The sequence below is a fragment of the Streptomyces ureilyticus genome, from assembly GCF_011045025.1.
Lineage (GTDB): Bacteria > Actinomycetota > Actinomycetes > Streptomycetales > Streptomycetaceae > Streptomyces > Streptomyces ureilyticus.
Genome location: NZ_JAAKZX010000096.1, coordinates 20,089 through 33,992 on the forward strand (window position 1 = coordinate 20,089; position 13,904 = coordinate 33,992).

General features: G+C 68.9%; 14 protein-coding genes and 1 pseudogene. 14 read left to right on the forward strand and 1 reads right to left on the reverse strand.

Annotated elements, in window-relative coordinates:
- Nucleotides 1-97 precede the first annotated feature (97 nt).
- The 5 genes and pseudogenes from G6048_RS48780 to ccrA all read left to right on the forward strand — a co-directional run bounded on the left by G6048_RS48780 (nucleotide 98) and on the right by ccrA (nucleotide 3,339).
- The gene (locus G6048_RS48780) at nucleotides 98-394 is read left to right on the forward strand and encodes an alpha/beta hydrolase (protein ID WP_206342171.1); all 297 of its coding nucleotides are present in this window, start codon (nucleotides 98-100) and stop codon (nucleotides 392-394) included.
- A 267-nt stretch (nucleotides 395-661) separates the two neighbouring features.
- Complete coding sequence (locus G6048_RS49940; RefSeq protein ID WP_328827049.1) at nucleotides 662-985, forward strand: MarR family winged helix-turn-helix transcriptional regulator; 324 nt, start codon at nucleotides 662-664, stop codon at nucleotides 983-985.
- Nucleotides 982-1,137 (forward strand): annotated as a pseudogene (locus G6048_RS51060) (SDR family NAD(P)-dependent oxidoreductase); the annotation flags it as partial. The gene G6048_RS49940 and the pseudogene G6048_RS51060, both read left to right, overlap by 4 nt.
- A gap of 61 nt (nucleotides 1,138-1,198) precedes the next feature.
- Entirely contained in the window at nucleotides 1,199-1,855 is a 657-nt protein-coding gene (locus tag G6048_RS26880) for a Rossmann-fold NAD(P)-binding domain-containing protein (RefSeq protein ID WP_328827052.1), read from the forward strand.
- Nucleotides 1,856-1,995: 140 nt separating this feature from the next.
- On the forward strand, nucleotides 1,996-3,339 hold the full coding sequence (ccrA, locus tag G6048_RS26885; protein WP_165342169.1) for a crotonyl-CoA carboxylase/reductase: 1,344 nt from the start codon (nucleotides 1,996-1,998) through the stop codon (nucleotides 3,337-3,339).
- Nucleotides 3,340-3,529: 190 nt separating this feature from the next.
- Here ccrA and G6048_RS26890 read toward each other — a convergent pair whose 3' ends face one another.
- Complete coding sequence (locus G6048_RS26890; RefSeq protein ID WP_206342172.1) at nucleotides 3,530-3,988, reverse strand: cold-shock protein; 459 nt, start codon at nucleotides 3,986-3,988, stop codon at nucleotides 3,530-3,532.
- A gap of 179 nt (nucleotides 3,989-4,167) precedes the next feature.
- Here G6048_RS26890 and G6048_RS26895 point away from each other — a divergent pair, with 179 nt between their 5' ends.
- From G6048_RS26895 to G6048_RS26935, 9 genes are all read left to right on the forward strand, one after another.
- Nucleotides 4,168-4,923 carry a thioesterase II family protein gene (locus tag G6048_RS26895; RefSeq protein WP_165342170.1) on the forward strand — a complete coding sequence of 252 codons (756 nt, stop codon included), beginning with the start codon at nucleotides 4,168-4,170 and terminating at the stop codon, nucleotides 4,921-4,923.
- A gap of 334 nt (nucleotides 4,924-5,257) precedes the next feature.
- Complete coding sequence (locus G6048_RS26900) at nucleotides 5,258-6,037, forward strand: TauD/TfdA family dioxygenase (protein ID WP_165342171.1); 780 nt, start codon at nucleotides 5,258-5,260, stop codon at nucleotides 6,035-6,037.
- Nucleotides 6,034-7,179 (forward strand): glycerate kinase, encoded by a 1,146-nt coding sequence (locus G6048_RS26905; RefSeq protein WP_165342172.1) that lies wholly within the window; start codon nucleotides 6,034-6,036, stop codon nucleotides 7,177-7,179. Before G6048_RS26900 ends, G6048_RS26905 begins: the two co-directional genes overlap by 4 nt.
- A gap of 76 nt (nucleotides 7,180-7,255) precedes the next feature.
- Nucleotides 7,256-8,368: an Ldh family oxidoreductase gene (locus G6048_RS26910; protein ID WP_165342173.1), complete on the forward strand. Its 1,113-nt coding sequence runs from the start codon at nucleotides 7,256-7,258 to the stop codon at nucleotides 8,366-8,368.
- Nucleotides 8,365-9,564: a pyridoxal phosphate-dependent aminotransferase gene (locus G6048_RS26915; RefSeq protein ID WP_165342174.1), complete on the forward strand. Its 1,200-nt coding sequence runs from the start codon at nucleotides 8,365-8,367 to the stop codon at nucleotides 9,562-9,564. The genes G6048_RS26910 and G6048_RS26915 overlap by 4 nt, the downstream gene beginning before the upstream one ends.
- Nucleotides 9,561-10,469 carry an isocitrate lyase/phosphoenolpyruvate mutase family protein gene (locus G6048_RS26920; RefSeq protein WP_328827058.1) on the forward strand — a complete coding sequence of 303 codons (909 nt, stop codon included), beginning with the start codon at nucleotides 9,561-9,563 and terminating at the stop codon, nucleotides 10,467-10,469. Before G6048_RS26915 ends, G6048_RS26920 begins: the two co-directional genes overlap by 4 nt.
- A complete protein-coding gene (gene aepY / locus G6048_RS26925; RefSeq protein ID WP_165342175.1) occupies nucleotides 10,466-11,611 on the forward strand; it encodes a phosphonopyruvate decarboxylase in 1,146 nt (381 codons plus the stop codon). Before G6048_RS26920 ends, aepY begins: the two co-directional genes overlap by 4 nt.
- Nucleotides 11,608-12,798, forward strand: coding sequence for a phosphonoacetaldehyde reductase (locus G6048_RS26930; RefSeq protein ID WP_165342176.1), 1,191 nt, complete (start codon nucleotides 11,608-11,610; stop codon nucleotides 12,796-12,798). The genes aepY and G6048_RS26930 overlap by 4 nt, the downstream gene beginning before the upstream one ends.
- On the forward strand, nucleotides 12,780-13,886 hold the full coding sequence (locus G6048_RS26935) for a pyridoxal-phosphate-dependent aminotransferase family protein (protein WP_165342177.1): 1,107 nt from the start codon (nucleotides 12,780-12,782) through the stop codon (nucleotides 13,884-13,886). The genes G6048_RS26930 and G6048_RS26935 overlap by 19 nt, the downstream gene beginning before the upstream one ends.
- Nucleotides 13,887-13,904: the final 18 nt, after the last annotated feature.

Below are 13,904 nucleotides of genomic sequence, written 5' to 3' on the forward strand. Positions count from 1 at the left end.
GACCCCTTGAAGGCAGCCATGAACGACGCGTACAGCAGGCCCAGGGCATGCAGCGGTCGTTCGAACAGATGGCGGCCTTCTGCTCGGACGCGCCTTCTTGGAGGCCGCACCGTTCGCCGACCCAGGGCGGCCGGTCACTGAGACGCGCGACGGCTGCGAGCAGTGGCCCGTACAGCCCACGCTCGGCTATCCGTACGCGACCGACATCGAGGGCCTGCCGGACACACTGACGATCTCCACCACCGGCGACGCGATCACGCCGTACGAGGGTGGCATCAGTCTCGCCAGGACTCTCGGCGGCAGCTTGCTGACCGTCGAGGGAAGCCAGCACGGCGCGGCCCTCCCCCGTAACCCCTGCGTCGACAACGCCGTGCCAACTACCTCATCCGCCTGAAAACACCCGATGACGGGGCCCGTTGCGAACTCTGAGCCGCACAGGCTTCGGCCGAACGGCCCACTCATCGATCGCATGTGGTCGGGACTGCGACTGCTAACTGGAATTTCCAAGTGTTATGGAGGGCATGGACGACACACGGCTGAACGAAGAGCTGATCGACTGCCTGTTTGCGATCCGCACCCAGGGTGCACGCCGACCTGAAGGGACTGGGCCGCGAAGCAGGGCTGACTGACACCCAGGCCGATGTCCTGTGGAGGCTGAGCCGTGACCGCGCGCCGCCTGGCCGACCGCCTGCAGTGCGACGCCTCGACCGCCACGTCGGTGATCGACCGGCTCGAGAAGCGTGGCCTGGTCCGCCGCGTGCCCCACTCCACCGACCGCCGGGTGAAGGTCATCGAGCTCATCCCCGAGGGGTGCGCTCTGCGTGACCGCGTCATCCGGCACACCACCGAGCACTCACCGTTCGCCCGCCTCGACCGCGAAAGCAGAGTGCGCCTGCACGCGTTGCTCCGCGAAGTGATCGACAGTGCTCATCCGGCAGGCGAGCCGACAGCCGTCAAGGACAACACCGACAAGGAACAGCGATGAGTACCAAGACCACGGTCATCACCGGCGGCGGCTCCGGCCTGGGCCTGGTGACCGCGCGTCACCTGATCAAGGCCGGGCAGAGCGTCATTCTCGTCGGCCGGGATGCGGCGCGCACCCGGGCCGCTGCGCACAGCTTGCGCGGCCTGGCCCTTGCAGGCGTTGACTCCGCCCCGCCGAGGGACGTACGCAGCCGATCTGGAACAGTGGTCGCAGGTGCGCGACCTCGCGTCGAAGCTCGCGTCCGACGCCGTCCCAGTGGGCGTCCTCATCAACAATGCCGGGGCGGCATTCCCCCGGTACGAGCAGACCGCGGACGGGGCGGAGCGCACCTACGCGATCAACCACGACGCGCCGTTCCTGCTCACCCATGAACTCCTGGCGGCGGGGGTGCTCACCCCCGAGGTGCGGATCATCAACCTGTCCACATTCGTGGAAAAGCGCGGCAAGCTCGACGCCCAGGATCCGGATGTTGCGGGTACGTCGTGGGACAACCGCTTCTACAACCAGGTCAACGTCTACGCGACCAGTAAGCTCGTCAGCCTGCTCGCCGCCCGGGAGCTCGCCCGTCGCCTGCCTGACGGCATGAGCATCTACAACGCCAACCCCGGCATGGTGAAGGGCACCGCCATCAACAGCAACGCGGGCGGCCTGATGCGGTTGACCGCCCCGCTGTTCAGGCCGTTCGCGATCACCGCGGACGAAGGTGTGCAGACCCCGTCCGGCTTGCCACCGCCCCGCCCGCCCCGCAGCCCAGCGGCGGCTTCTTCAGCAAGTCCCGGCCGGACACCCCTTCGCGTACCGCATCAGGCCACTACGCTCGAAACAGGCACCGTGACCAGCGGAAATGGAGAACCGCAACTGGAGTACTAGGGGCACGAGGCCGCGATGTAGGGGTTTCGGCGGGCAGGTCGGCCCTTTACGGTCCTCAAGGACCCGAGTCGGGATTCGTCTCCTGCCTCGATCGACAACGCCGCACCGTCCAGTGACGCCCCGCATATCGAGGTAGTGACATGGAAGCCATAGTGAGCGCCGTACTGTCCGGCGAAGCGACCTCCGAAGACTTCGCCGGTCTGCGCATCCCCGAGAGCTACCGGGGCATGGTTGTCCGAAAGGAAGAGGCCGACCTCTTCGAGGGATCGCCTTCCGCGGACAAGGATCCGCGCAAGTCGTTGCATCTCGACGACGTTCCGGTGCCGGAGGTGGGGCCGGGTGAGGCCCTGGTGGCCGTGATGGCCTCCTCGGTCAACTACAACACCGTCTGGTCCGCGATCTTCGAACCGCTGCCGACCTTCCGCTTCCTGGAACGGTACGGAAAGCTGTCGCCGCAGGCCAAGCGTCACGACCTGCCGTACCACATCATCGGCTCCGACCTCACGGGCGTCGTCCTGCGCACCGGCCCGGGCGTCAACGCCTGGCAGCCCGGTGACGAGGTCGTCGCGCACTGTCTGTCGGTCGAGCTGGAGTCCTCCGACGGCCACAACGACACGATGCTCGACCCCGAGCAGCGCATCTGGGGCTTCGAGACCAACTTCGGCGGCCTCGCCGAGATCGCGCTGGTCAAGTCCAACCAGCTGATGCCCAAGCCGGACCACCTGAGCTGGGAGGAAGCGGCGGCCCCCGGCCTCGTCAACTCCACCGCCTACCGGCAGTTGGTCTCCCGCAACGGCGCCGGCATGAAGCAGGGCGACAACGTCCTGATCTGGGGCGCGAGCGGTGGACTCGGCTCGTACGCCACGCAGTTCGCGCTCGCGGGCGGCGCCAACCCGATCTGTGTCGTCTCCAGCGAGCAGAAGGCCGACATCTGCCGGGCCATGGGCGCCGAGGCGATCATCGACCGCACCGCGGAGCACTACAAGTTCTGGAAGGACGAGCACCACCAGGACCCGCGAGAGTGGAAGCGCTTCGGCAAGCGCATCCGCGAACTCACCGGCGGCGAGGACGTCGACATCGCCTTCGAGCACCCGGGCCGCGAGACCTTCGGCGCCTCCGTGTACGTCACCCGCAAGGGCGGCACGATCGTCACCTGCGCCTCGACCTCGGGCTACAACCACGAGTACGACAACCGCTACCTGTGGATGTCGCTGAAGCGGATCATCGGCTCGCACTTCGCCAACTACCGCGAGGCCTGGGAGGCCAACCGGCTCATCGTGAAGGGCAAGATCCACCCGACGCTGTCGAAGGTCTACTCCCTGGAGGAGACCGGGCAGGCCGCCTACGACGTGCATCGCAACCTCCACCAGGGCAAGGTCGGCGTGCTGTGCCTGGCGCCCAAGGAGGGCCTGGGTGTGCGGGACCACGAGAAGCGCGCCCAGCACGTCGACGCCATCAACCGCTTTCGTGAGCCAGGTATTTGACCTGCGCCGCCCAGCCAAGAAACGGGCCAGGCAGGAAGGATGCGGCAAGTACGGCGAGCCGGCTGTCCATCCACGCCTGGCCCACCAGGACGAAGCACTTCAGGTGGCATGAACCAGATCACGCAATGCCCTTGGGAGATCGGGCATCACCCTGACATGGTCGGCGGCGTCAAAGGATGACATCACCCAGTCACGAGGCGATCCACCGTCGTGATTTCGCCAGCTCGACGACAATGCCGCGGACCTCTCTGACCTGTGCCGCAGTGAGAGTATCGGCTCGTTCGAGCAGGGCTTCTGTGAGGTCGGCACGGAAGCGAGCGGCGTCCTGCGGACCCGCTTCAAAGGCGTCGTCGTCCGTGTCGCTCAAGAACACCGGCTGCCGCTCCGTTGGCGCGCTGTCGACCTCCGCACCCCGAGTGACCCGATGGGAAGAGGGTTGGTAGACGAGACGGATCTCCGATGCTTTGGGTCCTTTTTCTCCCATTTGCAAGAAGAACTCTACTTCGCTGCCCTCCTGATACAGGAACTTCTCGTCAAGGAGGTCATTCGCGTGCATGAACACGTCGTCGCCACCCTCCTTGGGCGCGATGAACCCATACCCCTTGACCTCGTCGAAGCGCAGGACCTTACCCAACGTCAACACAGCCATACCCCCAACACACACCGCAACATGAGGAGTCGCTCCCTCAATGAGCAACCCAAGGGAGGAATCTACAGTCCCTGCTCGGCAGCGTGCGTGCTTTATCGCCAACCCCCGTTGGGGGACAACACTGGCCCCTCGCCGAACCGTCCGGTCCGGTTTGATGCCCGAAAGGACATGGCAACGTCATGGCAGGAAACCACGGACCGACGGACACGTGGATCAGGTGCTTCCACCCGCTGCCGGGGGCCCGCATCCGCGTGGTGTGCTTCCCGCATGCCGGTGGCTCGGCGTCGTACTACCACCCGGTGTCGAGAGCGCTCTCCGACCCCGCCGAGGTGTTGGTGCTCCAGTACCCGGGCCGTCAGGATCGCAGGACTGAGCCCTGCATCGAGGACCTCGACGAACTGGCCGACGCCATCACGACGGCACTGTGTGGTCGGCTCGACGTGCCGACCCTACTCCTCGGTCACAGTATGGGGGCGGCCCTCGCCTTCGAGGTCGCTCGCCGCCTGGAGGCCGCGGGCACCGCGCCGTCGGCACTCATGGTTTCCGGGCGGCGTCCCCCCGGGCAACTCGTCCCTGAGTCGGTGCACACGTCAACGGAAGCCCAACTGATCGCACACGTCAGGAAGTTGAACGGCACTGACGCCGATGTGCTGGCAGACCCCGACATCCGCAGCATGGTGCTTCCCGCCATCCGCAGTGACTACAAAGCGGCCGAGACCTACCGCTATCGTCCGGGACCGGCTCTCACGTGCCCTGTCGTCGCACTCACCGGGGACAACGACCCTCAAGTGAGCGTGGCGGAGGCGGCGCGATGGGAGGAGTACACCACGGGAGAGTTCTCCCTGGAGGTATTCGAGGGCGGCCACTTCTTCTTCATGACAGCTCCCGACAAGCCGCTCGCCCTGCTGGCCGAACGGATTGCCGCGCAGACATGACCCGGCCGTGACGAGACGAGGAGTCGGCTCCCAGGAGTCCCCCGCACGTGCGTCGTACAACGTGGACGATGCGCGAACAGCACATTCGGATGACACAAACATGGCGGATATTTGAGGAAAACTCAGGTCAACCGAATCGTCGACGCAGACAACTCCTCTACAACCCGCGGGTCGAGCGGGTCACGGCAATACGCTGTGTGGCAGGCAGGGGGCGTCGGTGACGAACAACGGGGATCGGGTCGGTCAAGGGCGGGCACAGGGGGACGGGTTCGATCCCCTGCGTGTGCCGGTGGAGGGGAACCTTCGGGACTACTTGACCGACGCGGACGAAAGCATGGCCGACGAAGCCGCGGCGCGGGCCGAGTTGGGAAAGTACGTACGCACATATCTGGACGACGGCGCCGGAGTGCTGGTCCTCGCCGGGCTCCCCGCCGATCGCGACAGCGGTGAGCGGGCCGTCTCCCGCGCGACCAGCCTGATCGGCGCGCCGCTGCCGCAGAACCGGGAAGGCACCCTCGTCCGCGAGGTGAAGGACCGGGGCATGAGCATCAGCCAGCGGGGGCGTACCCGGTACTCCGACTCCCGGCTCGGTGGTGACCTGCACACCGATGGCGCCGAGGCGGCGCTGCCCGCGCCCGATGTGTTCACGCTCTTCTGCGTACGCCAGTCAGAGTGGGGCGGGGCTCTCCAGTGCTTGCACGTACGGGACGTGGAACGCGCACTCGAGCCGGGCGTTGTGCGGACCCTGCGGGAACCCTTCCATTTTGACCGGCGCGGCGACCAACAGCCGGGCGAGGCCCCCACGACAACCAAACCCGTGCTGTTCACCCAGCGCGGACGGCCCGCCATCACCTACCTGCGCAGCTATATCGACCAGGGCCACGATCGCCCGGACGTGCCTCCCCTCACCGTCCGGCAGCGGACAGCCCTTGACGCTCTCGACGCGTTGATCGGTTCGAGCAGCGCATTGCTGACCGGAAAACTGCGCGAAGGTGAACTCGCCCTGTTCGACAACCTGGCATTGCTGCATGGGCGCACGGAGTTCCGGGACGAGCCCGACCACACCCGGTTGCTCCTGCGCACATGGATACGTCGCACCATCGAAGCGTCGTGAACGCCGGCCAGGCGGCCGCCGCGGACATCGTGGTGGCTCCCAACTGCATGCGCGGACACGCCTCGGCCACTGAAGTGGCCGCCGCGCTCGTCGCAGGCGTCCGACGGGCCCGGCCCGCCGCGAGCGTGCTGGCCCGGCCGCTCTCGGACGGCGGCGACGGCACGCTCGACGTCCTGCACGCGACCCGCGGCGGCCGCCTCCACCCGCTGGACGTCATCGACGTTCTCGGTCGGCCGGCGAAGGCCCGATGGCTCGCGCTCGACCGGCACACCGCCGTGGTCGAGAGCGCCGGGCTCTGCGGTCTGGGGGCACTGCGCCCCCACGAACTACGGGTGCTGGAGGCTAGTTCGGCCTCGGTCGGCCACGCCATCGCCGCGGCCGTCGCAGCAGGTGCCACCACGGTCCTCGTGGCTCTTGGCGGAACAGCCGTCACGGATGGCGGCGCCGGCGCGCTGGCCGCGCTCGGAGCCCGCTTCCTGGACCGCGGAGGTCGCGAGACGGATCCCAGCCCGGGGCGCGTCACCGGGGCGGTGCGCGTCGACCTGACCCCCGCCCGCTCGCTGCTGTCCGGGGTGACCGTGCGCCTGCTCGCGGACGTACGCACACCCCTGTCGGACAACCTGGACACGTTTGGAGCCCAGAAAGGCATCACCGCCCAGAACCGTCCGGCAGCCGTCCGAGCCCTGCATCACCTCACCGGCCTGCTCACGGACGCTGGCGACCGCGGAGCGACAAAGCGATTCCACACCCCCTGGTTCGGGGCCGGCGGCGGCATCGGCTTCGGGCTCTCCGCGGTGACGGACACCACCGCCCGCAGCGGTGCGGAAGCACTGCTGGACATCACCGACCCGGACGACACCATCGGCCGAGCTGACCTGGTCCTGACCGCAGAAGGGGCCATCGACGAGGGAACCTGGCAGGGCAAACTGCCGGGCAGTATCGCCCGGCTGCGCCGCGAACGCGGACTGCCCACGGCCATGGTCGCCATGCGTGCCGACGAGCCCGCCGACCATCCGCTGGTCACCACTCACCTCATCGACAACCCGCGCCCCGGCGCCGCCCTGACAGGACCCGCACTCCGGCGGGGCCTGGCGCGGGCCGCCGCGGAGGCATGCGCGGCCCGGGCGGTCGCGGAGACGTAAGCCCAAAGCTCGACAAACAGTGCGACAAGCCGCCGATGACACGGCCGGCTCGAAGAAGGCATGGAGCTGGAGGGACATGTACCACAGTGATCGCACCGACCGGGCTTTCGTGGTCGGCAGTAAATCCCTGACCGAATTCGTCGTCGAAGCGCTCGTGTCGGTCGGCGCCGCCGAGGCCGACGCGGAAGTGACGGCCGAGGTCCTGCTGGCCGCGGACCTCGCCGGTGTCGACAGCCACGGAGTCGCCCGGCTCCGCCGGTACGTCGAGGGCTTGCGCGCGGGCACGATCAACAAAGGTGCGCGTCCGCGCGTGGTCCGTGAGGCCGGGGGCGTCAGCGTCGTCGACGCGGAGAACGGGTTGGGGCAGCCCGCCCTGTGCCTCGCCGTCGACCTGGCCGTCGAACGCGCCAAGGAACACGGCATCGCGGCGGTGGCAGTACGCCGGTCGAACCACATCGGCATCGCAGGCTGGTACACCGAACGTGCCGCCAGAGCCGGAACGCTGGCCCTGGTGACCACCAACGCCACCCCTCAAGTCGCTCCCTCCGGCGCTGCCGAGCCCATGTTCGGCACGGACCCCGTCAGCTACGCGGTACTCACCGACGGCGAGCCGCTCTGCTACGACGCGGCGACCAGCATCGTCCCGCGCGGCAAGCTGGAGCGGCTGCACCGGGAGGGCAGGCCCATGCTCCCCGGTTGGGCCGTCGGACCGGACGGTGTCACTTCCACCGACATTCCCCTGGTCGTCGCCGGACTGCGAGCCAGAGAGGGCTACGCGCTGCTGCCCGTCGGCGGCCTCGGCGAGGAGCACGGCGGCCACAAGGGCTCCGGGATCGGCCTGCTGGCCGAACTACTCTGCGGACCCCTCACCGGCGCGAGCTGGAGCCGTCACACCTACGGACCGCAGGGCGCGGACCTCGGACACTTCGTGCTGTGTCTGGACCTCGCTGCGTTGGGCGACATCGGACGCATCACGCGCGACATCACGGCGATGGCGGATGAGATCCGCGCGGGTAGCCCCATCGACGAACGGACTCCTGTCCGGCTTCCCGGCGATCGCCGCCATCGCTGCGCCGAGGAACGCTCGGCCAACGGCATACCGCTGCTCCGGCCCGTCGTCGAGGATCTGGGCAAGATCGCGGAACTCGCCGGTATCAGGCCGCTCACCGCCAGGGAGGGCCAGCTGTGAACGACGATCCCGGCAGCGCGACTTCCGCCCCATTCCTCCACGAGAAAGCCCCGGCGGCCGATCCCATAGACCTGTCGTCCGGACAAATCCTGGAGCCCTTACCCGAGATCGCACGCGCCGCTGTCCGCCGGATGCTGGACTCCCCACGCGTCGCCGCGTACGCGCCCGGCACCGGTGCGACGGAACTGCGCTCGGCCGTGGCGCACCACTACAGGCTCCGCACCGGCACGGCCGTCGACGCCGAGCACATCACGATCACCGCAGGCGGCCGGCACGGCTTGTTCGCGGCCATCGCCGCCGTGGCACGCGATGGCGAGATCCTCGTTCCGGCCCCGTACTGGAGCCACTACCCGACCGTCGTCCAGCTTGCCGGCGCCACAGCGGTCGCCGTGCCGGGCGACCCGGAACACGGGCTGCTCGTCGACCCGGAGCGCCTGGACGCCGCCCGTACGCGCCGTACCCGGGCCGTACTCGTCAACAGCCCGGTCAATCCATCGGGAGCCGGCTACGACGAAGAACGCATGCGCTCGCTGCGCGGGTGGGCGGCCGACCGGGACATACGCCTGATCATCGACGACATCTACTGGGCCTACGGCCCGGACGTCGACAACCGTGTCCAGCCCGGGCCGCACGAAGTCGTCATCGGCGGGGCTTCCAAGGTGTATGCCCTGGCCGGGCTACGTGTCGGCTGGGTATGGGCGGACCCTCGGCTGACGGCGGAGGTACGGGAGATCGTCGAGCACACCACCGGGCCCGTCTCCGGACCGGCCCAGGCCGCCGCCGCGGCGGTGCTGCGGCACGAGAACGACGCCGTCGGCACGAGCGCGGCCACCGGAGACGGCGTCGCCCGGCGTGCCGCGGAACTGGCCACTCAGCGGGCCGTGGCGCTGGAGGCCATGTCCGCGGTCCCGTACCTGAAACCACTGCCGGCTGCCGGTGGGATCTACCTCTGCCTCGACGCGTCGCAAGCGCTGGCACGCCGACTGCTCGGAGCCGACGACGACCAGCAACTGTGCCGCGCGCTGCGGCGCGAGGCCGGAGTCGGACTCCGCGCCGGCTCGACGTTCGGCATGCCCGGCCATCTGCGGCTCTGTGTCGCGGAACCCCATGACGTCCTGCGCACGGCCGCCCGTCGCCTGACCTCGTGTCTGACCGCGGCGGCCGAGCTGTCACTCACCACCGTAGGAGAAGCGTGACCATCACCTCATCCGAATCGTCGACCACCCACACGAAGTCCACTGTGTCCGCCCCGCGCGCCGCCGCGCTCCGGGAGGCGTTCGCCGATGGCCGACTGGTCAGAACGGCCGGCGCGCACGACGGCCTGTCGGCCCGGCTCGCGGAGGAAGCCGGATTCGACGCCGTCTGGGCGTCCGGGCTGGAGATCTCGGCGGCGAACGGCCTGCCGGACGTCAGCCTGCTCGGCATGGCCGAATACCTTGCCGGAGCCGTGGCGATGCAGCGTTCGGTGTCGCTCCCGGTGATCGCCGACTGCGACACCGGATTCGGCGGTGTCCTCAACGCCGCTTACACGATGATGCGTTACGAAGAGGCGGGCATCGCCGGCATCTGCATCGAGGACAAGATCTTCCCCAAGCGCAACAGCTTTGTGAACGCCGGCCAGAAGCTCCTGGCGGCCGATGAGTTCGGCCGTAAGCTCCAAGCCGCCAAGAGGGCCCAGCTGTCGGCGGACACCGTACTGATCGCCCGCACCGAAGCGTTCATCTGCGGCCTCGGGCTGGAGGAGGCGCTGAGCCGCTGCCACCTCTACGTCGATGCCGGCGCGGACGCCGTACTCGTCCACTCGAAGGCGGTGGACTCCACGGAGATCGTCTCTTTCATGCGGGAGTGGGACCACCGGGCGCCGGTCGTGATCGTTCCGACCACCTACGCCGACTTTTCCTCCACGCAGGCGCGCGAGGCGGGGATCGCGATGGTCATCTACGCGAACCACGGAATGCGCGCCGCCATCACGGCCATCCGCGACACCTGGGCCGACGTCCTCGCGAAGGGCTCCACCGCGGACTTGGAACCGCGTATCGCCACCGTCAAGGACATCTTCGCGCTGTCCGGCATGGACCAGTGGCTGGAAACCGATCGATGAGCCCCCAGGTCACCGCAGAGGAGTTCGTCGCCGCCCTGCGTGCCTACGGGGTGCGCAGTGTGGCGGGAGTGCCGTGCGGGCATCTCGCCGGCCCCTGGGCACTGTTCGACGACGCCGGGGATCTGACGCCGGCTGTGTCGGAAGGCGCGGCTCTCGCCATCGCCGCAGGGTGGGAACTGGCGGGCCGGACATCGGCCGTGCTCTGCCAGAACTCCGGATTCGGCAATCTCATCAACCCGCTGGCGTCCCTGCTGCTGCCGTACCGTGTGCCGTTGCTCGTCGTCATGACCATGCGTGGGTGGCCCGATCCGGGTGAGGACGAGCCGCAGCACGCCACGATGGGCAACTCCACCATCGGCATGCTGGAGAGCCTTGATGTGCCCCACACAATGCTGTGGGAGGGGAAGCTGGAGGAGGCACTGGCCCAGGCCGCGGAGGCACGGGCACAGGGCCGTCCCTTCTTCCTGCTGGTTCCTCGGGGCGCAATCGGAAAGGTCACCGGCGCCTACTCCGTCGCTGAGTCCACCGACGGCCGGCTCACCCGCCCGGACGTCGTCTCCTGCCTCATGGCGAAGCTGACGGACGAGCTGCTGGTCACCACCACCGGCTATCTGTCCCGACAGGCCCACCACGAACGGGACCGGCCGGACACCTTCTACATGCAGGGCTCGATGGGGCACGCCTCGGCCGTCGGCGTCGGCCTCGCCACCGCCCGGCCGGACCGGCGTACGGTCATGCTGGACGGCGACGGCGCTTTCCTCATGCACCTGGGAACCGGCTCAACCCTCGGCGCGTCCGGTGCCCGCAACCTCACCCATGTCGTCGTCGACAACGGCTGTTACGAGTCCACCGGCTGCCAGCCCACCACCTCCCGCCGACTCGACTGGGCGGCCCTCGGCACAGGGCTCGGTTACCGAACCGTACTCACCTGCGACTCACCCCGAGAGCTTGACGGGAGCATGCACACGGCACTGACCGCAGAAGGCCCGGTGCTCCTCGTGCTCACCGTCGTTCCCACGCCGGACGAAGTTCACCCCAGGGCAACCGCGTCGACCGGTCCGGTGGAGATCGCTGACCGTTTCCGCGTGGCTGCCGCAGCCGGTGGCGCGGTCGGCACCAAGACCACCCAGGACACGCCGTGAACCGCAGGACAGAGCTCGGTACCGGAAGTGGGCACATCACCGTACTGCTGGAGGGCAGGGGGAGCTTCGCTGAGGTCCCTCGCCTGTGCGCGGGCCGCCGTGTGCTCGTGGTCGCGAGCGAAGGAGCGCTGCGCCGGGTACCGGTCGCGGCGTGGCCGGCAGCCGACGTCGTCACCTTCATCTCATTCCAGCCCAATCCCACCCTCGCACAGGCGGTCGAAGCGGCCATGCTGTGTCAGGCGTCCGGCGCCGACCTGGTGGTGGGCCTCGGCGGAGGCTCCGCGCTCGATGTCGCCAAGGCCGGGCGCGTACTGCCCGGCGACGTCGCTGCGGCCGAGGAGATCATCGCCGGGCGTCGGCCGGCCACGGCGGACGGGCGGCAGTTGCTGCTCGTCCCCACCACGGCGGGCACCGGTAGCGAAGTGACGCAGTTCGCGACGCTCTACCGGGGACACCGCAAGGTCTCCCTCGACACCCCGGTGGCGCGTACCGACTTCGCCGTCGTGGACCCGGCACTGACCGAGACATGCCCACCCGGTCTGACCTGGACATGTGCTCTCGACACGCTGGCCCACGCCGTTGAGTCACTATGGTCGATCCGCTCCACGGCGGAGTCGCGGGAGCAGGCCACCGCAGCTCTTCGACTGCTCGTGCCCGTACTCCTGCACGCCGACGACCTGCCGGACCCGGCCGAGCGCGATCAGCTCAGCCGGGCGGCCACTTTGGCGGGACGAGCCATCGACATCACCCGGACGACGGCGGCGCACGCGATGTCCTATCCGCTCACCGCGCGTTTGGGCATCCCGCACGGCCTGGCCTGCGCACTCAACTTGCTGTGGCTGGCCCCGCTGGTGGAGGGGGCAAAGGCGGAGCAGGTCATCGACGCCCGCGGCCATGAGGCGGTGCAAGATGCGGTCGGAACGTTGCACGACCTCTTCAGAACCGCCGACGGTACGGACCTGGCCACAGTGCTGCGGACCGTGCTCGACCGGCGGGCTCCCCGCCCCTACACCTCAGTCCGGTACGACACGTCGCTCGACCTGCTCGTGCGGGAGGGCATGTCGTCGGACCGGATGAGCGGGACACCGGTGCGTATCGAACGGTCCCAGGCGCGTGCGGGGCTGGAAACCGTCCTTCGCGGCGATTCGAGGGAAGGAGTGAGGCACACATGCGCAACTACAGGGTGACGGGCCCCGTCGAGGTACCGCAACACACACTCGCGGCCATGAGCACCCGGATGGTCAGCCACCGTTCCGCGGGATTCCGCGAGCTCATCGGCGCCATCACGCCCCGGCTCGGCACGCTTTTCGGCACGGAGGGCGCAGTCCTGCCCCTGACCTGCTCCGGAACCGGCGGCATCGAGGCGGTCGCCGCGTCGCTGCTGCGGCCGGGGGACCGCGTGCTGTCCGTACAACTCGGCTACTTCGGCGAGCGCTTCGCGGACATCGCCACACACCACGGCGCGCAGATCGACGTGCTCGCCGCTCCCTGGGGCCAGATCGTGCCCACGGAGCGGATCACCGAGCGCCTCGCCCTCGGGTACGACGCCGTCCTGCTCACCCACAACGAGACGTCCACCGGCGTCATCGCGCCCCTGGGTGAGTGGGCGCGGGCCATCAGGGCTGTGAGCGACTGCCTGATCCTCGTCGATGCCGTCAGTAGCGTGGCCGCCACCGAGATCGGCTTCGACGCACTCGGACTCGACGCCGTCGTCACTGTGACGCAGAAAGCCCTGGCCTGCCCGCCCGGCCTCTCACTGGTCGCGGTGTCCGAGCGTGCGCTGGCCCGGGCCGCCGAGCCCGGCGAGGGCTCCTACTATCTGAACCTCGCCCGCGCCGCCGAGCACGCCCGGCAGGGCACCACCACGTACACGCCTGCTCTCTCGGTGCTCTATGCCCTGGACACGGCTCTTGCCGAGATCGAGAAAGAAGGCGTTGAGACCGTATGGGAGCGCCACGACCGTACGGCGCTGCGGTGCCGGGAAGCCCTGCGCGCCCAGGGGCTGACGGTCGTTCCCGACGAGGCGAACAGCTCCCCGACGGTGACCGCCGTCCGACTTCCGGCGCCCGCGGACGCGGAACGCGTGCGGGAGGTACTGGCGGCCGAGCACGACGTGTGGGTCTCGTCGGGACGTGGGCCGTGGAAAAGCGAGGTGCTGCGCATCGGCCACATGGGTCCGGTCGACCCCGACGACGTCGACGCGTGCGCCCTGGCCATCGGCGTGGCCCTGCGGTCCGCGGCCACGCCTGTCGGGGTCGCGAGGACGGGGGTGTAGCCCTGCCGGGTCAGGGCC

What these genes read in the sequence shown, in the direction of transcription:
- ccrA (WP_165342169.1), top strand. Translation starts at nt 1,996, where the DNA reads ATGGAAGCCATAGTGAGCGCCGTACTGTCCGGCGAAGCGACCTCCGAA.
- G6048_RS26890 (WP_206342172.1), bottom strand. Translation starts at nt 3,988, where the DNA reads ATGGCTGTGTTGACGTTGGGTAAGGTCCTGCGCTTCGACGAGGTCAAG.
- G6048_RS26895 (WP_165342170.1), top strand. Translation starts at nt 4,168, where the DNA reads ATGGCAGGAAACCACGGACCGACGGACACGTGGATCAGGTGCTTCCAC.
- G6048_RS26900 (WP_165342171.1), top strand. Translation starts at nt 5,258, where the DNA reads ATGGCCGACGAAGCCGCGGCGCGGGCCGAGTTGGGAAAGTACGTACGC.
- G6048_RS26910 (WP_165342173.1), top strand. Translation starts at nt 7,256, where the DNA reads ATGTACCACAGTGATCGCACCGACCGGGCTTTCGTGGTCGGCAGTAAA.
- aepY (WP_165342175.1), top strand. Translation starts at nt 10,466, where the DNA reads ATGAGCCCCCAGGTCACCGCAGAGGAGTTCGTCGCCGCCCTGCGTGCC.
- G6048_RS26935 (WP_165342177.1), top strand. Translation starts at nt 12,780, where the DNA reads ATGCGCAACTACAGGGTGACGGGCCCCGTCGAGGTACCGCAACACACA.